Raw genomic sequence first — 22,835 nt, 5'->3', positions numbered from 1 at the left:
TGCGACCTCGTGCGGAAGTGCGCTGTCAGAGCGGAGGGCCGAACAGCTCCTCGCCGTGCTCGTGGAGGAGCCGGTACGCGTCGGCGAAGGTCTCCGGTTCCTTCTCGCCCGCCGCGCCGTAGCGGGCGAGGAGGAGCCCGAGCAGCCCCCGGGCGGGAGGCGTGAGCGGCTTGAGGTGATCGGCCTCGTTCGGCTGCGGGGTGCCGTCTTCGGGGTTGGGCGGCGTGTACGCGGGTGTGGTGACGGGCCAGTCGGCCGGGTGCCGCGGCTTGTCGAGGTTCACGACGTTGAGCAGCGTGTTGGCCGACTGATCGCGGTCGTTCAGCGGCTCCAGGCCGTGCAGGCGTGACAGCGTGGCCGTGACCGACCCGTGGTGCATCTCGTCGTGGACGATCGTGCCCCGCCGCGTGTACGCCGACACCGCGATCGCCGGGACGCGACAACCGAGCCGGTCGAACGTGAAGCCCATCTCCCCGGCACCGGTGTCCTTCGTGGGTTTCGTGGCCGCGGGCGGAGGCACGTGGTCGTAACAGCCCCCGTGCTCGTCGAAGGTGATGAGCAACAGGGTGTTCACGGCGTTCGAGCCGCCGGGCGTCGCGCTCGTGCGCACGGCCTCGTAGACGTCGTGGATGAGCCGGTCGCCCGCCCGCACATCGGAGATGGCGCTGTCGAACACGGGTTCGCCGTCGACCACGCTCTCCCGCGGCTTCCCGAACGGCGGATGGAAGTCGTTGTGGTCGTAGACCATCCGGGGCTCGATGAACGCGTAGGCCGGGAGGGTGCCGTTCTTCGCGTCGGCGTAGAAGTCCTCCATCGTGCCGAAATGATCCGTGCGCCAGTACTTCTCGAGCACCGCCGCATGCAGCATCCCCGTGAAGGAGACCAGCTGGAGCTCGTCGATGTAGATCCGCCAGCTCACCTTGCGGTCTTCCAGGCGGTTGAACACCGTCGGTGCGGCCGGGGCGTCGAGCCACTTCCGGTAGCCGCCGCCACCCTGATTCGTCACGAAGCCGTGCGAGGTCGAGGCGTGGAAGAAGGAGCGGTTGCAGAAGGTCTGGGAGGGCACTCCGGCGTACCAGTGGTCGAACACGGCGAACTCGGCGGCGAGGGTGGAGAGCACCGGGAGCATCTCCGGCGAGAACGAGCCCATGATGTGCCGCGCTTCGTCCAGGCTCGGCTCCTTCCCGTCGCGCAGTCGGCGGAAGTTGATGATGTAGTCCTCGAGGAAACCGGACATCGTCGCCTTCTCGCCGTGGGTGGGGGCGTTGAAGGGCGTGGTCATCTCGTCGACGAACAGGTCCGCGTTGGTCTTCGGATCGACGGTGCCGAAGATCTGCGTGTTGACGTGCGGGTACTCCTCACCCGGGTCCGGATCGGGGAGGCTCATGATGCGGTCCGTGTCGCCCCGGTAGACGTGCGCCTCCACCACCGTGCCGTCCGGGGCGGTGTTGCTGTGGGTGCCGAATGCGAGACCTTCGAAGGTCTCGCCCGCCGGCAGCGTCTCGGCCGTGTAGAGGTAGCCGAGGAGGTTGTCGAAGGAGCGGTTCTCGCCCATCACCACGACCATGTGATCGAAGCCGGGCTCCGAGCGGGGCGTGAGTGCGGCGAACGGATCCGGGTCATCGGCGAAGCCGTCCCGGCCGCCGGCCCCGGCGACGGAGGCTCCGATCGCCGCCCCTCCCGCGCCCCCGATAACCGCTCCCGCCAGGGCGGCACCGCCCACGGCGAAGAATCCGCGCCGTGAGGGGTCGCGGGGAGAGGCGTCGGAGGGGGTGTCGTCGTCGACCATGCCGCGATCCTACGGCCGGGCGAGCCCACTCAGCATTCCGGTATCCCAGGAATGTCGCGGAACGGGTCTGGAAGGATCGGGGAGTGCATTCCGCGGTCGTCCCCTCCGAAACCGTCCCGTTCGTGGCTCGCCGCCCCGTGGTGCTCGCCGCCTTCCTCCTCCCGCTGGCACTCGCGATCGTGCTGTTCACGATCGAAACCGGCCCCGTCTTCCTCCTGTGTCTCGCCGCCGTTCTGCCCGCGGCGGCCGTGACGATGTTCGCCGCCCGCTGGACCGCTCCGCGGCGTGCGCGGTCATGGGCGTCGTCCCTGCTCGCCGTGGCCTGGGGCGCCGGTGCCGCCGTGCTCCTCGCGGCCGCGATCGGCGCGTGGTCGTCCGAGCAGGCGATCTATGTCGACGACCAGGGCATCGTGCGTGAGGCGGTCCCCACGATGTGGGTGCTGACGCCCATCGTGGAGGAGATCGGAAAGGGTCTCGGCGTGCTGCTCGTCCTTCTGCTCGCACGACGCCTCGGCCTGCGCGGCGTGCTCTTCGGCGCGATGGTCGGCGCACTGGTCGGCGTGGGCTTCGCAGCCGTGGAGGACGCCTCCGCGATCGCGGCGGAGATCGCGGCGAACGATCCCGGCTCCGGCATCGCGACCTGGATCGTCCGCACCCTGACGTTCCCCACCCATGCCGCGCTCACCATCTGGACCGGGGCGGCGCTCGGTCTCGCTCTCGACGCCCGGCGCGCCTGGTCGCGCCCGCTCCTCGCGCTCGCCGGACTCCTGGTGGCGATCGCGGCCCACGGCGCGATCAACTACGGGAACGTGGCCGGCGCCACCGATCAGGCCTCGTTCTTCATGGCCCTGGGCACGGCCTTCGGCTGGATCGTGGTGTCGACGGTCCTCGCCGTGACCCTCCGCCTCGTGCTGACCCGTCGCCGGGTCTGAGCCGCCCGGACGGGGCACAGCTTCGGAGATCGCGGCCGACACGCGGTCGTGCGAGGCTGTCGCACGGCGTGTCGGGGCTGGTCTCCGAAGCTGTGCGCGGGGTGGTTCAGGCGGCGGGGATCCAGAGGACGGCGCCGTCGCGCCAGCCGAGACCGGCCGCGCCCTCGGGGAGCGGGTCCTCGTGCCGCGGACGGACCACGCGGAGGCGGCGCCCGGCGAGCTCGACGATGTAGACGACGTCGGCGCCGCGGTAGACGTGCGCGATCACCTCGACCGGGACGGGGGCACCCGGACCCACCGCGGGCGACAGATGCAGATCCTCCTGCCGGAGCACGACCTCGCCCGAGCCGTCCGGCCCGGCGCCCGTGAGCGGGACCTGCACGGCGGTGCCGTCGAGGGTCGCGATCGCGCCGGAGCGCGTGGCGGGAAGGAGGTTCGCGGCACCGATGAAGTCGGCGGCGAAGGTGGTGAGCGGGGCGCTGTACAGCTCCGCCGGCGCGCCCTCCTGTTCGATGATCCCGCCGTTCATGAGCACGATGCGGTCGGAGAGGCTCATCGCCTCCTCCTGGTCGTGCGTGACGAACACCGTCGTGAGACCGAGCGTTCGGTGCAGTTCCTTGAGCTCGACCTGCATGTCCTCGCGCAGACGCGCATCGAGGTTCGACAGCGGCTCGTCGAGCAGGAGCACGCGCGGCTCGAACGCGATGGCGCGGGCCAGGGCGACGCGCTGCTGCTGTCCGCCGGAGAGCTGCGCGGGCATGCGATCGGCGAGGTGGCCCATCTGCACACGCTCCAACGCCCGGACGGCGAGCTCCTTCTGCTCGGCCTTCGACTTCTCGCCCGACATCCGCAGCCCGAAGCGCACGTTCTCGGCGACGCTCATGTGCGGGAAGAGCGCGTAGCTCTGGAACATCATGCCGAGGTGACGCTTCTCGGGCGGCAGCTTCGTGACGTCCTGCCCCGCGATCTCGATCGTGCCGCTCGTGGGCGACTCGAGCCCGGCGATGCAGCGGAGGAGCGTCGTCTTCCCGCAGCCCGACGGGCCCAGGAGCGAGACGAACTCGCCGGACCGCATCGAGAGGTCGATGCCCTTGAGCACCTTCGTCCCCTTGAAGTCCTTGGTGAGTGCAGTGATGGTGAGCGTTGTCATCAGACGAACAACCTTCCCAGGCCGATGATGCGTTCGAGGACGATCATGAGGACGACGGTGAGCAGGACCATCAGGGTCGAGACGGCGGCCACGGTGGGCGACGTGCTGAACTCCAGCTGGCCGTAGATGGCGATGGGCAGGGTCTCCAGCTGCGGGGTGCGCAGGAAGAGGGCGATGACCGCATCGTCGAACGAGATGTTGAAGGCGAAGAACGCTCCGGCCGCGATGCCGGGGCGGGCGATGGGCAGCACCACGAGGCGGTAGCGGTTCCAGGTGCCGGCGCCGAGGGTGCGCGCGGCCTCCTCGGTGAAGTGGTCGGCACGGGTCATCACGCCGGTCACGGTGCGCATGACGTAGGGGATCGCGATGACGACATGGATCGCGATGAGCACGCCCACATTCGGGGAGCCGATCGTGAGCGAGGCGATGGAGAGGGCGCCGATCGCGAGGATGATCGTGGGGATCGTCAGCGGGGACATCAGCAGCGCCTGGATCGCCGCGCCTCCCGGAACGCGGAACCGCGTCAGCGCGAGGGCGGCCGCGGTACCGATGGAGGCGGCGAGGATCGCGACCGACACACCCACCACGAGGCTCAGGCGGAACGGCTCCAGGTAGGTGTCGGAGGTGAGGGCCTCCACGTACCAGTCGAGCGTGAAGCCCTGTCCGGGGAACGTGAGGAAGCGGTTCTCTCCCACCGAGGCACCGGCGACGACGAGCAACGGGACGAGCATGTAGAGCGTCACGATGATGCCGAGGAGGATGGCGAGGATACGGCCGAGGATCGGGACGGAACGGACCATGGTCACACCTTCTGCTTCCCGAGCCGGGACGTGGCCGCGAGCACGAGCATCACGCCCGCGAACAGCAGCACGGCCTGCGCCGCCGCGAACGCCCAGTCGAGGTTGGTGGTCGCGTCGACGTAGATCGTCTGCGCGAACACGGGGATCTGCGAGCCGCCGATGAAGCGGGGGGTGATGAAGGAGCTCACCGAGAGCACGAACACCAGGGAGGCGCCGGCGACGATGCCGGGCACCGACAGCGGCAGCACGACGTGCCGTAGCGTGCGCCAGAATCCGGCGCCGAGGGTGCGGGAGGCCTCCTCCAGCTGCGGACGGATGCCGGAGATGACGCCGAGGATGCTGAGCACGGCGAACGGCAGCAGCACCTGCACCATCGCGATCACGACGCCGGTCTCGGTACCGAGGAATCCCTGCGTGCCGCCGACGAGGAACTCTGCGCCGGGGATCTGCATCATCAGGCCGGACGGCCCCATGAGCACCACCCAGCCGAAGGTGCGGACGACGACGCTCGTCATCAGCGGCAGGATCACCACGATGAGGAGGAAGGAGCGCACCTTCGAGCCGGCGCGCGCCATGATGTACGACAGCGGGACGGCGATGACGAGGGTGATCACCGTCTGGATCACCCCCAGGCGGAGCGATCGCAGCGCCGCCTGGAGGTGATACTCGCTCGCGAACAAGCGAGTGAAGTTGTCGAGGGTGAACCCGCCTGCCGGCGATTGCACGCTCATGAGCAGCATGCCGGCCACCGGGGTGACGAAGGCGAGCGCGAGCAGCACGATCGCCGGCAGGAGCAGGAGCCAGGGCTCCTTACGGGTTCGGACGCTCATTTGGTGATCAGCGCATTCCACTCATCGGTCCACGCCTGACGCGACGCGGCGATGTCTCCCGGGGCGTAGACCACGACGTCGTCGAGCTCGTCGCCGGTGAGCACGGCCTCGGCCGCCTCGTCCGACAGCTCGGCCTTCGTGTTGACGGGGGAGTAGCGCATGTTCTCCGCGAAGACGGCCTGCGCTTCGGGGCGCAGCTCGTAGTCGATGAAGAGCGTCGCCAGCTCGGGGTTGTCCCGGCCCTCGACGACGTTCGCCGTGATGAGCGACGCGGTGGCGCCCTCCTCCGGGACGATGAACTCGACGGGGAGACCCGCGTCCTGCAGGGTGCCTGCGTAGTCCATCGCGTACGGGGCCAGCCAGGTGCCGCGCTGGGCGAAGGCGGTCTGCAGGTCCGGCGAGGTGGGGACGACGATCGCGTCGCCCGAGGACGCCAGCGCTCCGAGGTCGGCGATGGCCGCGGACGGGTCCTCGATGCCACCCCCGAGCGCGTCGGCCACCCGGAGCATCGACAGCACCCCGTAGGTGTTCGAGAAGTCCGTCAGGGCGACGTGACCGGCGTAGGCGTCGTCGAAGAGGTCTTCCCAGGACGTCGGCGCCGGGGCGTCGGCCTCGGTGTTGTAGACGAGCCCGATGGGCGCGAGCTGGATGACCGGACCCTCGCCGCGCTCGAGGCCGGCGGTCGCGATGTCGATGAGGTCTCCCGACGCAGACAGGTCGTCGGCGGCGATCGGGGCGATGAGGCCCTGCTCCGCGGCGGTGAACTCCTGTCCGCCGGAGAAGTGCACGACATCGATCTGCGGGCTCGCCTTCTGGGCGGTGACCTGGGCGAGGGCATCGGCGCTGTACAGGGTGATCAGCTCGACCTTCGCTCCGGTCTCCTCCTCGAACGGGTCGACGACGGCCTCGATGAAGGCCTTCTCCCAGTCTCCGCCGAACGACGTGACGACCAGGGTCTCGCCGGCGAACTCCTTGTCACCACCGGACGAGGACTCGCCGTCGCCGGACGCGCAGCCGGCGAGGACGAGGGCACCGGTGGCGACGAGCGCGCCGGCGGTGAGGATTCTGCGGGTGTTCATGCACTGCTCCTTCGGGATGGGTCCAGCACGGGGGGTGGACGCCTAGACCAGGCGTCCGATGGTGAGCTGCTTCGCTCCGTCGATGCGGATCGCGGCGCTCTCCTGAGCGAACTCCGCGAGTCCTTCGGTGATGCCGGCCCAGATGTTGACGGGTGTCCATCCGAGGGGGCCGAGAATACGGGCACCACGATCGTAGAAGACTCCGATCTCGTACCACTCGAACGGCAGTCCGCCCATCTGCATGGGGCGCTGCCAGTACCACTGCAGGTCACCCGGTGCGGGCACGACCTGCTGGTTCTCCGCGGGCACGGCTTCGGGGTCGAAGTTCTGGGCCTCCTCGGGAAGGCCGACCATGACCTCGGGTCCGGCGTACATCGCGTGCATCGCCTGCATGGTGACCGGCTTCTCCAGCGCGCCCCACATCGCCTCGCACGTGCGAGGGGCGAGGTCCTCGAACAGGGTGGCGACGGCGCGGACGCCGTTCTCGTACTCGAGGAAGACCTGCTTGGTCATCGTGTTCCTTTCTGGCCAGCGGACGGTTCCGCTGCGCGTTCACGGGCGGCCGCGACGAACGCCGCGAACAGCGGGCGCTCCTCGGCGGCCTCTTCGGGGGCTGTCATCTTCTCGGGGTGCCACTGCACCGCCCAGAAGGCCCAGTCGTCGCCCGCCTCGACGGCTTCGACGATGCCGTCGGGAGCCCAGGCGACGGGGCGAAGCCCGGGGGCCGGGGTGTCGACGGACTGGTGATGGATGGTGTTGACGGTCCTCGTCGTCGTCCCGTAGAGCGCGGCGAGCCTGCTGTCCTCCGCGAACGCGACGGCGTGCCGGGCGGAGAGCTGCTCGTCTGCTCCTCGCACCGGGTGATGGTCGGCCGTGGCGGGGATGTCGACGATGAGGGAGCCGCCGAACGCGACGGTGCAGACCTGGAGCCCGCGGCAGATCGCCAGCACCGGCAGGCCTCGTTCCCGGGCGCCGAGGGCGAGCGCGATCTCGTAGCCGTCGCGGGCCGAGTCGTACGACTTCCCGTCCTGGGGCTCGGCGCCGTAGTGCGAGGGGTGCAGATCCTCCCCGCCGGAGAGCACCAGTCCGTCGAGCCGATCGAGGACCTCGTCGACACCGGCGGTCGGCGGCAGCAGCACGACGGCGCCGCCGGCGGCCTCGATCGGCGTGGCGTATTCGGTGCCGAGGCTGTGCGCGGGGCGGCCCGTGCCGAGGTCGGTGTCGATGGCGCGGCGCCAGGTGGTGATGCCGATGAGCGGGCGGGTCACGACAGCTCGATCCACGTGGTCTTCAGGTCGGTGAACTTCTCCATCGCGTGCAGACTCTTGTCGCGTCCGAAGCCGGAGCCCTTGACCCCGCCGAAGGGGATGGTCATGTCGCCCTCCTCGAAGCAGTTGACCCAGACGACACCCGCGCGCAGCCGCCGGGAGAGGGTGTGCACGGCGTTGAGGTCGGTGCTCCACAGCGCGGCGGCGAGGCCGTACTCGGTGCCGTTGGCGATGGCGAGGGCGTCGTCGACGTCGTCGTACGCGATGACCGACAGCACGGGGCCGAAGACCTCGCGCTGCGCCACCTCGTGCGCGGGGGTCACGCCGAGCACGACCGGGGCGAAGTAGCTGCCGCCGTCGACGGCGGAGAACCGCTCGGCGCTCCCGGCCGCGAGCTCGGCGCCCTCGGCCGCCGCGCGCTCGACGAACCCGGCGATCCCGGCGAGCTGCTTCTCGCTGACGATCGCCCCCATCGACGTGGACACGTCGAACGGGTCTGCGGGAAGGCTCGTGCGGGCGACCTCGGCGGCGATCTCCAGGGCCCTGTCGTACTGCGCGCGGGGGACGAGCAGCCGGGACGAGGCCGTGCACATCTGCCCCTGGTTGTAGAAGCAGCCGTCGGCCGTGGCCCGGACCGCCCGCTCCAGATCGGCGTCCGGCAGCACGAGGCTCGCCGTCTTGCCGCCGAGCTCCGGCCACACGCGCTTGCCGTTCGACGCGGCGGCGTAGCCGAGGAACCGGCGGCCGACCTCGGGCGAGCCGGTGAACGTGACGACGTCGACGTCAGGGTGCTCGCCGAGTGCGCGGCCGGCGACCTGGCCGGCGCCGGGGGTGACGTTCAGCACGCCGGCCGGGATGCCGGCCTCGTGGGCGAGCTCGGCCAGGCGCAGGGCCGAGAAGGTGGTGTGCTCGGCGGGTTTGAGGACGACGCTGTTGCCGACGGCGAGAGCGGGGGCGAGCTTCCAGGCCGTCATCGTGAGCGGGAAGTTCCACGGCACGACCGCGGCGACGACGCCGGCCGGTTCGCGGGTGACGAGCGCGAGGCTGTTCGGGGCGGTGACGGGGAGCTCGTCGAGCACCTTGTCTGCGGCCTCGCCGTACCACCGGAAGCAGTTCACGACCGCGCGGAGTTCGGTCTGCAGCGCCTCGCGCACGGGCTTGCCCATCTCGAGGGAGATGGTGAGGGCGAGTTCTTCGGCGTTGTCGTGGATCTTCTGCGCGAAGGCGATCAGCAGCTGGCCGCGTTCGCGGGGGGCGATGCGCGACCAGACGCCCGCGTCGAACGCGGCACGGGCGGAGCGGACCGCGCGGTCGATGTCGGCGGCGGAGGCAGCCGCGATCGGGGGCAGAGCCCGGCCGTCCCGGGGGCTGATCGGTGCGAGGGGCTCGGCGGTCCCGTCCTCCCAGGAGCCGTCGATGAACATTCGGGTGTGCAGCGACAGTGCCGCCGCGCGGTCCGCCCAGTCGTCTCCAGTTGCCGTGAACACGATCGTCCTCTCCAGGGGTGAAGGCCCTGGAAGGGATACTCGCTCTATTTCGCCATCACGTCAAGGCAATGCGAACGATCTCGCCATTTCTTTACACGTCCGTAACAGAATCGGCCTACAAGCGGATGGCTCCCGTCGGCATGTCCTGCGCCAGCGCCGCCGGCGCCTCGTCCACGATCAGCGACCCGCGCAGCACCGGAGTGATGACGACGAGCGACTCCACGACCTCCAGCCCGTCGTGGCCAGCGACCGCGGGACCGGTGAGGAACTCGTAGAACTCGTCCGCGTCGCGCACGAGTACGTTCATGAGGAGCTGCGACGTGCCCGTCGTCGCGACGATGAACTTCACCTCGGGGGCGGCGGCGAGGGCGGATCCCACCTTCTCCAGCCGATCCATCGGCACCCGCAGCCACACGAGTGCCTCCAGCCCGAGGCCGAAGAGGCTCGGGACGATCTCCGTGCGAGGGTGCATGAGCCCGCGGCGGTTGAGGGATTCCATCCGTCGACGCGTCGTGGTGACGTTCAGTCCGAGCGCGCGGGCGAGCTGCGCCACGGGCATCCGTCCGTCCTTCAGCAGGAGCCGGATCAGCGCTTCCTCGTCCTCGCTCAAGGCGTCCGCCGGGTCGACCTCGGATCCCGAGGACTCGTCCAGCATGCGCACCTGTTCGTCGGACAGCACCCCCACCCGCCAGTCGTGCCCGGAGCGGAAGAACTTCAGCACCGTGGTGACGTTGATCGACGCGATGCCCTCCACCTCGGGGAAGTCGGTGAAGAGCAGCTCGCGGATCGATGCGTCGTCGTGCGGGAGGAGCATGCCGGCGATGTCGCTGCTGCCCTCGAGGACCGACACGGACGACGCATCGGCACGACGGGCGAGGGTGCGGGCGACGTGCCAGAGCGCATGCGGTTCGGTCGTTATCCGGAACAGGACGGCGCGCGCATGGAGCACGCGCGCGGGGTCGACGTAGGTCGAGACGCGCACGAGCCCGCGGTCCAGGAGACGCTGTCCGCGGCGGGCGACCGTCCGCTCCGGGAGGTCGACCACGCGGGCGATCTCGCCCCAGGACGCGCGGCCGTTCACCTGCAGGGCCGCCGCGACGATCCGATCGGTCTCATCGGCCAGGGCATCGTTCGCGGGCACGGGTTCTCCTTCGCGGGTCGGGCACGTGAAGGTTATCCCAGACCCGGAAGGGACCGGTGCATGGTCCGAGGCGAGAGCCGGGGGAGACGGCACGGGCGCCGCCGGAGGACCGGTGGCGCCCGTGGAGGGACAGACGACCGGGTTACCCGGCCGTCGTCTCGACCACCGCTGTCGCACGGCGGCGACGCAGGGCGAACAGGCCGAGGCCGGCGGCGAGCAGCACGATGGCCCCGATGACGAACGGCATGCTGTCGGCACCGGTCGTCGCGAGGTCGCCGTCGGTCGCGCCACCCGAGTCGCTCTCACCGGGGACGACCGCTCCGCCCCCGGCCGCCGCGGTGACGGTGAGGGAGGCCGTCACCTCCGTGCCGTCGGGGAGGATCACGGCGAGGGTGTGCGTGCCGGCCGGGGTGCCGGCGGGGATGGTGACGGTGCGCGAGAACGTGCCGTCGGTCGCGACTGTGACCGTACCGAGCGAGACCGGATCGGATCGCAGCTCGAGCGCGAGTTCGGCGCCGGCCGCGAAGCCGCTTCCCGACACCGCGAGCGTGCCGCCGGCCGCAACCGAGGACGCGCCCAGTCCGACCGTCGCGGGCTTCTCCGGCTCCGGCTCCTCCGTGACCGGCGGGGCGACACCGGCCTCGGTGACCCACTTCTCACCGGCGTCGGACTTCGTCACGGTGAACGTGTCGTAGACGGCGCCGACGGGGAGGTCGGTCGTGGCGTCCGGCTGCTTCTCGGCGAGGTACGACCGGTAGACGAGCTGGTTCTTCGAGACGTCGATCACCTGGTACGTCGTCACGCCCTGACCGCGCAGCACTTGGGTGGCGCCGTTGTTGGTCCAGACGTTCTTCTCCGGGGTCTCCAGGTCGTAATGCTTCGCGCCGGAGTTCGACACGACGTAGACCGGGCCCGTCGTGAGACCGGGGGTCTCGGTCGCATCCGTGTTCACGTAGCCGCGGGCGTACGTGTGGTCGTGGCCCATGAGCACGAGGTCGATGTCGTTGCGCTGGAAGACGGGCAGCCACTCGGCGCGGAGCACCGGCTCGTCACGACCGGCCGAGGCCGAGAAGACCGGCTGGTGGAACGTGACGACGTTCCACTTCGACGGGCTGTTCTGCAGCAGCAGGTCGAGCCAGGCGGCCTGGAAGCGCGTCCACAGGGTGCCGATCTGCGACGACGGGCACTCCGCGCCCGTGCAGGACGGGAGCCCCGCCGGGGTGAGGAAGGTCGTGTCGCGGGTTGCGTTCAGGGTGATGAAACGGACGCCCTGGTAGTCGGTGTAGTACGCGGTCTCGGCTGCGAACGAGCTCCAGTGGTCGAAGAACGCGCGGTACTGCTGCGCGACCTCGGAGTCGCCCTTCGCGAGGTTCGCGAGTTCGCCGATGGAGCTCGTCGACGGGTTGTTGTGCGGGTACTCGAACGCGGCCTTCCAGGCCGTGAGCAGCTTGTCGCCGGAGTACTCGTGGTTGCCGGGGGCGGCCATGACGTTGGTGCGGACCGCCGAGTCCTTCATGCCCTTGAACCAGTTGACCCACTCGTTCTCGTTGCTGGAGGTGTTGATCAGGTCGCCCGCGTGGACGGAGCCGATCGAGCGAGGAGCCTGCGCCTCGGCCTGCTTCACGACGCTCGGCCAGGTGGTGTCGAGACCGATCTGGGCGTCGCCGTAGTAGATGAACTGGAAGTCGCTCGCGTTCGGGTCCGCCGTGCGGAACTCGTACCAGTCGCTCCAGCTCCCGGGGAGACCCACCCGGTAGCGGTAGGCGGTGGCGGGGGCGAGGTCGGTGACCGTGACCGAGAAGTGCTTGTTCGGGTTGCCGTTCACCACACCGGCGTCGTATGCGTCGACCGTGCGGGTGGCACCACCGGTCGCGAGGCCGATCTCGACCTGGCCGACCGTGTGCGAGGCGTCACCGGCGAGCCAGGAGAACGACTGCGACACCTCCGGCTTCTCGGTCGGGGTGAGGATGACGCGGGTCGGCGGGGCGACCACGGGCGTGCCGGGGTCGGAGGCCTTCACGAGGGTGAGCGACGACATGTCGAAGTAGATGTCGGAGCTCGACGCGCGGTCCTGGAACAGCGACACGGCGATCGTGTTCGTGCCGTCGCGGAGCAGGTCGCCCTCGGCGCTGAACGTGCTGGTGAGCGGGTCGCCGTTGGAGTCGCCGGCGTACTCGACGTTTGTCGTGTCGGTGATCCGGCCGTCGACGTAGCGGGCCACCTCTTCGCCGTTGATCCACACGATGAGCGCGTCGTCGAAGGTGACGGTGCTCTGCAGGGCGGCGACCTGGTCGGCGACCCCGGCCTCCAACTCGAATGTCGTGCGGAAGAAGTACGTCGGCACCGTCGGCGCCGCCGAGCCGTCGAGGTAGTGGTTGAGGAGCGTCTTCGGGGTGTGCGGCCCGACGGGGGCGAGCGCCCCGCTCTTGGCGCCGAACGAGCCGGGTGCGGTCTTCCACGCGCTGTCATCGTAGGCGGGCAGGGTCCAGTCGCGCAGCGCGGCCGGGGCGGGGGACGGGTCGGAGCCGTCGTCGAGGTAGTGCCAGGGCGTGTCGCCGGTGACGAGCGATCCGGTCGGCACCTCGGGGTCGGGCGCGGCGAGGGCCGCGGGGGCGACGACGGCGCCGCCGAGCACGGCGAGCAGCGCGACGGACGTCAGTCCGCGACGCCGCCACCGCACCGCAGGGGTGGGGGAGGTCATGTCTGTCCTTCGTGGGTGGGTGTCCGTGCTCAGCCGCACGGGGCGTCCCCAGCCCAGCGGAGCCGGATGACGGAGGTCTGACATCGAGGCGACGGGGAGGTGAACGGGGCGCAGGCGGGCACAGCTTCGGAGATCGCCCGTGACACGCCGGGGGTACCGGCTCGGAGCCGGCGCGTCGGCCGGAAGCTCCGAAGTCGTGCCCGGGCCGGGAGGGGTGGAAAGCGGGCCGGTACGCTGGAACCCATGCTCAACATGGCCGACGGCCTCGCCCGTCTCGGCGCGCTCGCCGAGAATCCCGTCGTCCGCACCCTCGCGGAGGCCTTCGACGAAGCCGGTTTCGAGCTGGCCGTCGTCGGCGGTCCGGTGCGCGATGCGCTGCTCGGCCGCGAGACGCACGACCTGGACTTCACGACGAGCGCCTCGCCGGACGAGATCCTCGCGATCGTGAAGCCGGTCGCCTCCGCGCACTGGGACATCGGCCGGGCCTTCGGGACCATCGGCGCCCGGGTGCGGGGCGAGCAGGTCGAGATTACGACCTATCGCGCCGACAGCTACGACGGCGTAACGCGCAAGCCCACGGTGGAGTTCGGCGACTCGATCGACGGCGACCTCGTCCGCCGCGACTTCACGGTCAACGCGATGGCCCTCCAGGTGCCCGCGGTGAAGCTCGTCGACCCGACCGGCGGGGTCGAGGACCTCGTGGCGGGCGTGCTGCGGACACCGACGGACCCCCGGGTGTCGTTCGGCGACGACCCGCTCCGGATGCTGCGTGCCGCCCGGTTCAGCGCGCAGCTCGGCTTCACGGTCGAGGAGGACACGGAGCGGGCGATCACCGAGCTCCGCGAGACCCTGAAGATCGTGAGCCCGGAGCGCGTGCAGTCCGAGCTCGTGCGCCTCATGCAGACCGACGACCCCGTCCGCGGCATCCGGGTGCTGGTCGAGACCGGACTCATCGAGGAGTTCCTCCCCGAGGTCAGCGCCCTCAAGCTCGAGGTCGACGAGCACCACCACCACAAGGACGTCTACGAGCACTCCCTCACGGTGCTCAGTCAGGCCATCGCGCTCGAGCACGCCAGGAACCCCGGGGCCGCGCCGGACGTGCCGCTGCGGATCGCGGCTCTGCTCCACGACATCGGCAAGCCCCGCACGCGCAAGCTCGAGCCTGGTGGCGCGGTCACGTTCCACCACCACGACGTCGTCGGCGCCCGGATGGCCCGCAAGCGGCTGCAGGCCCTGCGCTTCGACTCGGCGACCACGGATGCCGTCGCGACCCTGATCGAGCTGCATCTGCGGTTCTTCGGCTATGCGGAGGGGGCGTGGACGGATGCCGCCGTGCGCCGCTACGTCCGCGATGCCGGGGACCTGCTGGAGCGGCTGCACATCCTCACGCGCGCCGACGTCACCACGCGGAACAAGCGCAAGGCCGCCCGGCTCGCCGCTGCCTACGACGACATCGAGTCCCGGATCGCGGCGCTCCGCGAGCAGGAGGAGCTCGACGCGATCCGTCCGGAGCTCGACGGCAACCGCATCCAGGAGGTCCTCGGCATCTCTCCGGGCCGGGAGGTCGGCGAGGCGTACCGCTTCCTCCTCGATCTGCGCCTCGATGAGGGCGTGCTGGGCGAGGACGTCGCGGAGCAGCGTCTCCGGGAGTGGTGGGCTTCGCGCGGCTGACTCCTGCCGACCCACCCCCTTCCGCGCACCCCGGCCCCTTACGCACGCACGCAGAGGGCCGGGAGGACCGCAGAGGGGTGGGTCGACCTCAGTTGATGATGGCGGCGGCGTCCGGGGGGAGAGTCAGGGACGTGAGGGTGCGCGACGGGGAGGCGAGCGGGAGGGTTGTGAGGAGGATCTCGGCCGTCGAGGGTACCGCGAACGAGGCGGGGGTGGGGGAGAGGTTCACGAGCACCGACACTCCACCGCGATCGATGCGGTAGACGCGGTGCTCGGGGCGGCCGTCCGTCTCCCGGACCTCGACCCTCCTGTGCGCGGAGTCCGGGTCGGTGAGCTCCGGTCGGGCTCGCCGCAGTCGTGCGAGGTCGCGGTACAGCGCCAGGAGCCGGGCGTGCACCGGGGCCTCGGCCTCCGCCCAGTCGAGGTGCGAGCGGCGGAAGGTGTCGGGATCCTGGGGGTCGGGGACCGCATCCGGATCCCAGCCCATGCGGGCGAACTCCGCCGTGCGGCCCTCGGCGACCGCGCGGCCGAGCTCCGGCTCCGGGTGGGAGGTGAAGAACTGCCAGGGTGTCGTCGCGCCCCACTCCTCGCCCATGAAGAGCATCGGGGTGCCCGGGGCCGTCAGCGTGAGGACGGCGGCCACCGCGAGCCGATCGGGGGACAGGGTGGCGGAGAGCCGGTCCCCGGCCGCGCGGTTCCCGATCTGGTCGTGGTCCTGCGCGAAGGTCACCAGCCGCCAGCTCGGCACCTCGGCGGGGATCGGGGACCCGTGCGGACGGTCGCGGAAGGACGAGAAGGTGCCGTCGTGGAAGAACCCGCCCTCCGTCACCTTGGCCACCGCCTCGGCCGCGGCGAAGTCGGCGTAGTACCCGGCGGTCTCCCCGGTGAGCGCGACGTGCACGGCGTGGTGCCAGTCGTCCGACCACTGCCCCGTGAGTCCGTAGCCCCCGGCTTCCCGCGGCAGGATGAGCGTCGGGTCGTTGAGGTCGGACTCGGCGATGAGGGTCAGCGGCCGGTTCTGTTGCGCGGAGAGGGCGTCCACCCGTTCGGAAAGCTCTCGCAGCAGGTGCACGGGCCGCCGGTCGTGCAGGGCGTGCACGGCGTCGAGCCGGAGTCCGTCGACGTGGAAGTCGCGCAGCCACATCAGGGCGTTGTCGAGGATGTACTCCCGCACCGCGGGCTCGTCGAGGTTCACCGAGTCGCCCCAGGTGTTGGTCTCGCCCTCGCGCAGGTACGGACCGAAGAGGGGGAGGTAGTTGCCGCTCGGGCCGAGGTGGTTGTAGACGACGTCCTGCACGACGGCGAGCCCGTGCGCGTGGGCGGCATCGACGAAGCGCTGGTAGGCCGCGGGGCCGCCGTACTCTTCCTGCACCGCGTACCAGAGCACGCCGTCGTATCCCCAGTTCCAGGAGCCGTTGAAGGCGTTGACGGGCAGCAGCTCGACATGGGTGACGCCGAGCTCGACGAGATGCGCCAGGCGGCCGATCGCCGCGTCGAGCGTGCCCTCCGGCGTGAAGGTGCCGAGGTGCAGCTCGTAGATCAGCCCGCCTGCGAGCTGGCGTCCGGTCCAGGAGGCATCGGTCCAGGCGAAGGCCGCGGGGTCGAACGCCGCCGAGGCGCCGTGCACGCCGTCCGGCTGCCGCCGCGAGCGAGGGTCCGGGCGCAGGTCGTCGCCGTCGTCGAGCAGGAAGCCGTAGCGCTCACCGTCCGCGAGGGCGAGGTCGGCGGTCCAGTGCCCCTCCGTCGCGGCCGTGAGTTCGCGCTCCTCCACGGTCGTGCCCGCGTCGTCGAGGCGTCGCACCCGCACACGACTCGCCCGCGGCGCCCACACCGAGATCATCGGGCCAGCTCGATCAGGGCGACCGGATACGTGTCGAGCAGTTCCGCCAGCCGCACCGGTCCCGGCGGGATCCGCCGACCGGTGAGGAGGTCGGTCCCCGGCAGCTCCGGGCGCATCAGGACCGTGTCACCCCAGCCGCCGCGGCGCGCCAGCGTCACCGGCAGTCGCGTGGCCACGGCGGTCGCGCCCCCGCGGTGCACGGCGACGGCGTGGTCCGCGGCCGCACCCTCGACCACGGCCGGCCGGTAGAAGCGGAAGAGCTCCGGGTTGTCCCGCCGCAGTCGCAGGGCCCGCGAGGTCACCAGCAGCTTGGCGGCACCGGAGTCGTCGATCGGGGGGACCACACCGCGAGCGTGGTCCGCGTCGAGCTCCCGCAGCATCCGAGCGCGCAGAGCGAAGTCGACGGGTCGACGGTTGTCGGGGTCGACGAGCGAGAGGTCCCAGAGCTCGGTGCCCTGGTAGACGTCCGGCACGCCGGGACCGGTGAGCTGCAGCAGCTTGGCGGAGAGGGAGTTCGAACGGCCGGCATCGACGATCTCCGCCACGAACCGGTCGAGGATCGGCGCGGCGTCACCTTCCACGGATCGTGCGATCGCGGCCAGACCCTCCTCGAAGGCCGCGTCCGGATGCTGCCAGGTGGTCCGCTCGGCGGCCTCGCGCGCGGCCTTCGTGGCGTAGGCGAGGAGCCGGTCGGAGGGCAGCGGCCACGCGCCGACGGCAGCCTGCCAGATGAGCGCGTCGAGGGGGCCGTGTCCGGTGGTCGCGACGGCGCGCAGCTCCGCCAGCACCTCGCCCCACCGCTCCGGGATCTCCGAGAGCACGGACAGGCGCGCCCGCACGTCCTCCGAGCGCTTTGTGTCGTGCGTGGAGAGCGTCGTCATCGAGTACGGCCAGGCCGCCAGTCGTGCCCGCTGTGCGTCGTGGAACTCCTCGACCGACAGGGCGGGGATCGACGGGTCGGCGCCGACCTCGGTCAGCGTTCCGAGGCGGGTGAACCGGTAGAACGCGGTGTCCTCCACGCCCTTCGCCATCACGGCGCCGCTCACCTGGGGGAACCGCTGCGCGACCTCGAGGGTGGGCTCGACCAGGAGCGGTTCGAGCGCGGCGAAGGCGGCGGAGAGGTCGGGGCGTCGGCGACGGGCCTCCGCGAAGGCGGCGCGCAGGTGCTCGCGGCCCTCCGGGAGATAGGAGCGGTACACGGGGAAGCAGGCGAGGAGTTCCGCCAGTGCGTCGTCCGCGTGCACGATCCCGTGGGGAAGCGTGCGGACCAGCCGGCGCACCTCGGCGGCCAGGAGCGTGTCGGCGATCATCCGCTTCGTGTCGTGGATGAGGTCGTGCCAGGGGAGCGCGTCCGGGAGGCCGGTCTCCGCGCGGAGCCGGGCGTCCAGGCGGTCCAGTGCGGCCACCCCCTCCGCGTCGACGAACAGACGATCGAGCTCGGCCAGCGCGTCGTATCCGGTCGTGCCGTCGGTCCGCCACCAGGCGGGCAGGGCCTCGCCGGGCTCCAGGATCTTCTCCACGAGCGTGTACGCGCGCCCTGTCGCGTCGGCGAGCTGCTCCAGATACGCGCCGGGGTCGACGAGGCCGTCCGGATGATCCACCCGCAGCCCGTCCGCGAGTCCGGTCCGGAGCCAGCGGAGGATCTCCCGATGCGACTCCGCGAAGACGTCGGGGCGCTCCACCCGGATGCCGGCGAGTTCGGAGACCGCGAAGAATCGGCGGTACGTGAGATCGGTGTTCTGGTCCTCCCAGAATCGCAGCTCGTAGTTCTGGGCCGCCAGGAGTGCCGGGAGGTCGTCGGCCAGCGCCGCCGTGCCGGGGGCGAGCGGCAGTTCATGCTCGAAGTAGCGCAGCACCCCGTCCGGCGCATCGGCGGCCGGGGTGGTGTCGACGTCGAGCTCGCCGTTGGCGACGACCTCCTCCGGGCTCGCGCCCAGCAGCGGGAGCAGGAGGCGTCCGTCGCCCGCCGCCCAGTCGATGTCGAAGGCGGCGGCATGACGGGTCTTCCGGCCGAGTCGCAGCACCTCCCACCACCATCGATTCTGCCGCGGCACCGCGACGCCCACATGGTTGGGGACGATGTCGGCGAGGATGCCGAGGCCGGCCGTGCGCGCCGCCGAGGCGAACCGGACGAGACCGTCCTCGCCCCCTCGGTCCGGATCGATGCGCGCGTGGTCGACCACGTCGTAGCCGTGGTTCGAACCCGGCGTCGCCGCCAGCAGCGGCGACAGATACACCCAGGACGCGCCGAGCTCGGCGAGGTAGCCGACCACATCGGCCGCCGCTTCGAGGGGGAAGCTGCCGCTGATCTGGAGGCGATAGGTCGACAGCGGCCGGTCGGTCATGAGGCGGCCTGCTCGCTCTGCGCACGGAGCGAGGCGTCGACGGAGTCGTCGGTGTCGACGGGCTCGCCGTCGATCTCCTGCAGCACGAGCATGGCCTTGCCCTCGAGCGGCACGGTGTCGCGGGCCCGGAGGTTCCGATCGCCCAGCTCGCCGGCGGTGTCCACCGCGACGAGCCATTCCGCGCCGTGGCGGTCGTCGGGAAGAGCCAGGTCGACGGGCTCGTCCCCGCTGTTGAAGTAGACGAGGAAGTTCACGTCTTCCACGGGTCGCCCTCGCCGGTCGTTCTCGCGGATCCCGCGACCGTTCAGGAACATGCCGACCGAGCGGCCGAAGCCCGAGTCCCAGTCCTCCGGGGTCATGCGGGCGCCGTCCGGTCGCAGCCACACGACGTCGGGGATGCGCTCGCCGTCCTCGTCCGCGACCGGTCGTCCGTCGAAGAAGCGGCTGCGGCGGAAGGTCGGATGGTCGTGCCGGAGTCGTGCGACCGCCGCTGTGAACTCCACGAGCGGCAGGTCGGCCGCCTCCCAGTCGATCCAGGTGAGCTCGTTGTCCTGCGCATAGCCGTTGTTGTTGCCGTGCTGCGTGCGGCCGAGTTCGTCGCCGTGGGAGATCATCGGCACGCCCTGCGAGAGCAGCAGCGTCGCCAGGAAGTTCCGCTGCTGACGCGCGCGGCGGCGATTGATGTCGATGTCGTCGGTCGGCCCCTCCGCGCCCATGTTGTCGGAGCGGTTGTGGGATTCGCCGTCGTTGTTGTCCTCGCCGTTGTCCTCGTTGTGCTTCTCGTTGTAGGAGACGAGGTCGCGCAGCGTGAAGCCGTCGTGCGCGGTCACGAAGTTGATGGAGGCGACCGGGCGCCGGCCGGAGTGCTCGTACAGGTCGGCGGAGCCGGTGAGGCGGGAGGCGAACTCGCCGAGTGCCTGCGGCTCACCGCGCCAGAAGTCGCGCACGGTGTCGCGGTACTTGCCGTTCCACTCCGTCCATTGCGGCGGGAAGTTGCCCACCTGATAGCCGCCGGGTCCGATGTCCCACGGCTCGGCGATGAGCTTCACCTGGGAGACGATCGGATCCTGCTGCACGAGTTCGAAGAAGGCTGCCAGGCGGTCGACGTCGTAGAACTCGCGGGCGAGGGTCGCCGCGAGGTCGAAGCGGAAGCCGTCGACGTGCATCTCGGTCACCCAGTACCGCAGCGAGTCCATGAGCAGCTGCAGGGCGTGCGGGTTGCCCGCGTTCAGGCTGTTGCCCGTGCCGGTGTAGTCCGTGTAGTAGCGCTTGTCCTCTTCGAGGCGGTAGTACGCCTCGTTGTCGATCCCGCGCATCGAGAGCGTCGGGCCGAGGTGGTTGCCCTCCGCGGTGTGGTTGTAGACCACGTCGAGGATGACCTCGATCCCGGCCTCGTGGAGCGCGCGCACCATGGCGCGGAACTCCTGCACCTGCTGGCCGTCCTGACCACCGGCGGCATAGGCGTTATGCGGGGCGAAGAAGCCGAGGGTGTTGTAGCCCCAGTAGTTCGACAGGCCCTTGTCCTGCAGCACCGAGTCGTTGACGAACTGGTGCACGGGCATCAGCTCCAAGGCGGTGACGCCGAGACGCTGGAGGTGCTCGACGACCGCCGGATGCGCGATGCCGGCGTAGGTCCCGCGCAGCTCCTCCGGCACCTCGGGATGCCCCTGGGTGAGCCCCTTCACATGAGCCTCGTAGATGACGGTCTCGGCGTACGGCGTCTTCAGCGGTCGGTCGCCGCCCCACTCGAAGAAGGGGCTGACGACGACGCCCTTCGCCATCGCGGCCGCGGAGTCGTCGTCGTTCCGGGAATCGGGGTCGCCGAAGTCGTAGCCGAACAGGGACTGACCCCAGTCGATGTCGCCGGCGACGGCCTTCGCGTACGGGTCGAGGAGCAGCTTGTTCGGGTTGAACCGCTGTCCCTGGGCAGGGTCGTAGGGGCCGTGCACCCGGTAGCCGTAGCGCTGTCCCGGCTGCACCGTGGGCAGGTAGCCGTGCCAGACGAACGCGTCGACCTCCGTGAGCGGCACCCGTGTCTCCGTGCCGTCCGCGTCGAAGAGGCAGAGTTCCACGCGCTCCGCGCCCTCGCTGAAGAGGGCGAAGTTGGTGCCCTGACCATCGAAGGTGGCCCCCAGCGGGTACGCGGACCCGGGCCAGACCTCCCGGCTCATCCGGCGAGGGCGTGGTCGCGCGAACCCGCGGCCATGGCACTGACGATGCTGACGGCATGGTCGTAGTCGTACACCTGAGCGATCTCCACAGCCCGAGGATACGGGTGTCCGAGGTAGCAGACATAGAGCGGCGGCACGACCTCGATGTATCCGACGGGAGCGTCGTGCGCGACGACGTACCGGTCGAAGTCGATCCGCTCGCAGGCCGGCTCGGTCGCGGCGGGGTGGGCCGCGTCGGCGCGCTGCGAGGAGCCAGTGCTGGTGGGGGTGTGGACGTTCATGGCGCCTCCTGACTCGTGATGGGACCACGATAGGAACCGGGAACGGATTCGAGAACGGTATTGCCATCCGGGCCTCGACCGGCTACGCACCCGCTGACGGCAGGATCACTCCCCGCGCCGTCGCACGTACTCCGTCACCACGACGCCCGATTCATAGGGGGTCGTCTCCACGGCATCGAACCGTTCCGGACGATAGGGGCGGTCGCCGAAGAGCGGGATGCCGGATCCGAAGAGCAGCGGCTGCCGTTTCAGGATGAGCCGGTCGATCTCGTCGGCCAGCGTCGCCGCGAGAGAGCCGCCGCCGCACAGCCAGATCGCGCCGCCTTCCTCGCGCTTGAGGCGCCGCACGACGTCCACCGGGTCCTCCGCCGTCACCTCGAGATTCTCGGCCGCGGCGGTGCGGGTGCGGCTGAAGACGATCTGCCGCAGGTGCCGGTACGGGCTCGCGAGCCCGCCCACCTCGTAGGTGTTCCTGCCCATCAACACGGTGTCGAACACGTCGTTGCGCTGCGGGATACCGAGGGCTCCGGCGGCCACGGTCGGCAGGGTGTCGGCGAAGCGGGCATTGATGCCGTCCATGTGGTCGCCCTCGACGAGGAAGGCGTCGAACTCCCCGTCCGGCCCGGCGATGAACCCGTCCAGGGTCACCGCTGCGTAGTACACGAGCTCTCGCATCGTTCTCCAATCACTACATCTGTTGCGGTTGAGAGTACAACAGCCGTAGTGATTGCGCTAGGGTGGCGGCATGGCGAGGAATGAGCCGCGACGACGGCAGATCGCGGATGCGGGGCTGGCGGTGCTCGCCCGCGAGGGATCCCGGGGGCTCACACACCGCGCGGTCGACGCCGAGGCGGACGTCCCCGCGGGGACGACGTCGAACTACTTCCGCAGCAGGGAGGCGCTGATCGAGGGTCTCGTCGACCGCATCGGGGAACGCCTGGCTCCGACGCCCGAGGACCTGGAGCGGAGGGCCGAGATCACGCCGAGCCGGGAGCTCTTCGCCGACTACATCCGGGACATCGTGCGCCGCCTCACGGCTGATCGCGACGTGACCCTCGCCCTGTTCGCCTTGCGGCTCGAGAGCGCTCGTCGTCCCGAACTCGCCGCCGCGCTCGGGGCCTGGCAGCGTGCCGGCTTCGATGCGGACGTCGCCTTCAACGTCGCGGCGGGTCTCCCCGGGGGCCGGCGGGAGATCGCCCTGTTCCACTACGCGATCGATGGTCTGCTGCTCGACCGGCTCACCACCCCGATCGACCCGGAGACCTCGACCGACGACGTGATCGACGATCTCGTGGCCGGGCTGCTGCCCTGACCGCCGCCGCTGCGGTTCCGCCCGGTCGATCCTGCTCG

The 22,835-nt window shown here is 70.5% G+C and carries 18 protein-coding genes; 3 read left to right on the top strand and 15 right to left on the bottom strand.

Going from position 1 to position 22,835, the window contains the following annotated elements; all coding sequences use genetic code 11:
• Positions 1 to 25: 25 nt before the first annotated feature.
• Complete coding sequence (locus KZC57_RS09900; protein WP_217583460.1) at positions 26 to 1,789, bottom strand: alkaline phosphatase family protein; 1,764 nt, start codon at positions 1,787 to 1,789, stop codon at positions 26 to 28.
• Positions 1,790 to 1,911: 122 nt separating this feature from the next.
• On the opposite strand from KZC57_RS09900, the gene KZC57_RS09895 reads away from it, so the two are divergent.
• Entirely contained in the window at positions 1,912 to 2,721 is an 810-nt protein-coding gene (locus KZC57_RS09895) for a PrsW family glutamic-type intramembrane protease (RefSeq protein ID WP_247641638.1), read from the top strand.
• Between the two features lie 106 nt (positions 2,722 to 2,827).
• Here KZC57_RS09895 and KZC57_RS09890 read toward each other — a convergent pair whose 3' ends face one another.
• From KZC57_RS09890 to KZC57_RS09850, 9 genes are all read right to left on the bottom strand, one after another.
• Positions 2,828 to 3,871 carry an ABC transporter ATP-binding protein gene (locus KZC57_RS09890; protein WP_060921344.1) on the bottom strand — a complete coding sequence of 348 codons (1,044 nt, stop codon included), beginning with the start codon at positions 3,869 to 3,871 and terminating at the stop codon, positions 2,828 to 2,830.
• On the bottom strand, positions 3,871 to 4,671 hold the full coding sequence (locus KZC57_RS09885) for an ABC transporter permease (protein ID WP_234024182.1): 801 nt from the start codon (positions 4,669 to 4,671) through the stop codon (positions 3,871 to 3,873). The genes KZC57_RS09890 and KZC57_RS09885 overlap by 1 nt, the downstream gene beginning before the upstream one ends.
• Positions 4,672 to 4,673: 2 nt before the next feature.
• Positions 4,674 to 5,501, bottom strand: a complete 828-nt coding sequence (locus KZC57_RS09880) for an ABC transporter permease (RefSeq protein WP_060921346.1) — start codon at positions 5,499 to 5,501, stop codon at positions 4,674 to 4,676.
• Positions 5,498 to 6,580, bottom strand: coding sequence for an ABC transporter substrate-binding protein (locus KZC57_RS09875; RefSeq protein ID WP_105950701.1), 1,083 nt, complete (start codon positions 6,578 to 6,580; stop codon positions 5,498 to 5,500). Before KZC57_RS09875 ends, KZC57_RS09880 begins: the two co-directional genes overlap by 4 nt.
• Positions 6,581 to 6,622: 42 nt before the next feature.
• Entirely contained in the window at positions 6,623 to 7,093 is a 471-nt protein-coding gene (locus tag KZC57_RS09870; RefSeq protein WP_025102846.1) for a DUF3830 family protein, read from the bottom strand.
• Entirely contained in the window at positions 7,090 to 7,848 is a 759-nt protein-coding gene (locus tag KZC57_RS09865; RefSeq protein ID WP_060921348.1) for a gamma-glutamyl-gamma-aminobutyrate hydrolase family protein, read from the bottom strand. The genes KZC57_RS09870 and KZC57_RS09865 overlap by 4 nt, the downstream gene beginning before the upstream one ends.
• Positions 7,845 to 9,335, bottom strand: coding sequence for an aldehyde dehydrogenase family protein (locus KZC57_RS09860; protein WP_247641637.1), 1,491 nt, complete (start codon positions 9,333 to 9,335; stop codon positions 7,845 to 7,847). Before KZC57_RS09860 ends, KZC57_RS09865 begins: the two co-directional genes overlap by 4 nt.
• A 115-nt stretch (positions 9,336 to 9,450) precedes the next feature.
• The gene (locus KZC57_RS09855; protein WP_158698582.1) at positions 9,451 to 10,476 is read right to left on the bottom strand and encodes an Lrp/AsnC family transcriptional regulator; all 1,026 of its coding nucleotides are present in this window, start codon (positions 10,474 to 10,476) and stop codon (positions 9,451 to 9,453) included.
• Between the two features lie 142 nt (positions 10,477 to 10,618).
• Entirely contained in the window at positions 10,619 to 13,177 is a 2,559-nt protein-coding gene (locus KZC57_RS09850) for a metallophosphoesterase family protein (protein WP_247641636.1), read from the bottom strand.
• Positions 13,178 to 13,420: 243 nt separating this feature from the next.
• Between KZC57_RS09850 and KZC57_RS09845 the strand changes: the two genes are divergently transcribed.
• Positions 13,421 to 14,848, top strand: a complete 1,428-nt coding sequence (locus KZC57_RS09845) for a CCA tRNA nucleotidyltransferase (RefSeq protein WP_060921352.1) — start codon at positions 13,421 to 13,423, stop codon at positions 14,846 to 14,848.
• A gap of 88 nt (positions 14,849 to 14,936) precedes the next feature.
• Here KZC57_RS09845 and treZ read toward each other — a convergent pair whose 3' ends face one another.
• From treZ to KZC57_RS09820, 5 genes are all read right to left on the bottom strand, one after another.
• Entirely contained in the window at positions 14,937 to 16,688 is a 1,752-nt protein-coding gene (treZ, locus tag KZC57_RS09840) for a malto-oligosyltrehalose trehalohydrolase (protein WP_247641635.1), read from the bottom strand.
• Positions 16,685 to 19,033: a malto-oligosyltrehalose synthase gene (gene treY, locus KZC57_RS09835; protein ID WP_247641634.1), complete on the bottom strand. Its 2,349-nt coding sequence runs from the start codon at positions 19,031 to 19,033 to the stop codon at positions 16,685 to 16,687. Before treY ends, treZ begins: the two co-directional genes overlap by 4 nt.
• The gene (glgX, locus tag KZC57_RS09830) at positions 19,030 to 21,204 is read right to left on the bottom strand and encodes a glycogen debranching protein GlgX (RefSeq protein ID WP_247641633.1); all 2,175 of its coding nucleotides are present in this window, start codon (positions 21,202 to 21,204) and stop codon (positions 19,030 to 19,032) included. The genes treY and glgX overlap by 4 nt, the downstream gene beginning before the upstream one ends.
• Positions 21,201 to 21,485: a hypothetical protein gene (locus KZC57_RS09825; RefSeq protein WP_060922071.1), complete on the bottom strand. Its 285-nt coding sequence runs from the start codon at positions 21,483 to 21,485 to the stop codon at positions 21,201 to 21,203. The genes glgX and KZC57_RS09825 overlap by 4 nt, the downstream gene beginning before the upstream one ends.
• 105 nt (positions 21,486 to 21,590) lie before the next feature.
• Positions 21,591 to 22,160, bottom strand: coding sequence for a dihydrofolate reductase family protein (locus KZC57_RS09820; protein WP_217583494.1), 570 nt, complete (start codon positions 22,158 to 22,160; stop codon positions 21,591 to 21,593).
• Between the two features lie 70 nt (positions 22,161 to 22,230).
• Here KZC57_RS09820 and KZC57_RS09815 point away from each other — a divergent pair, with 70 nt between their 5' ends.
• The gene (locus KZC57_RS09815; protein ID WP_247641632.1) at positions 22,231 to 22,797 is read left to right on the top strand and encodes a TetR/AcrR family transcriptional regulator; all 567 of its coding nucleotides are present in this window, start codon (positions 22,231 to 22,233) and stop codon (positions 22,795 to 22,797) included.
• The last annotated feature ends 38 nt before the right edge of the window (positions 22,798 to 22,835 follow it).

Source organism: Microbacterium sp. KSW4-4 (assembly GCF_023091185.1).
Lineage (GTDB): Bacteria > Actinomycetota > Actinomycetes > Actinomycetales > Microbacteriaceae > Microbacterium > Microbacterium paraoxydans.
Note: the sequence above shows the minus strand (reverse complement) of the source record. Positions and strands in the feature narration are given on the sequence as shown.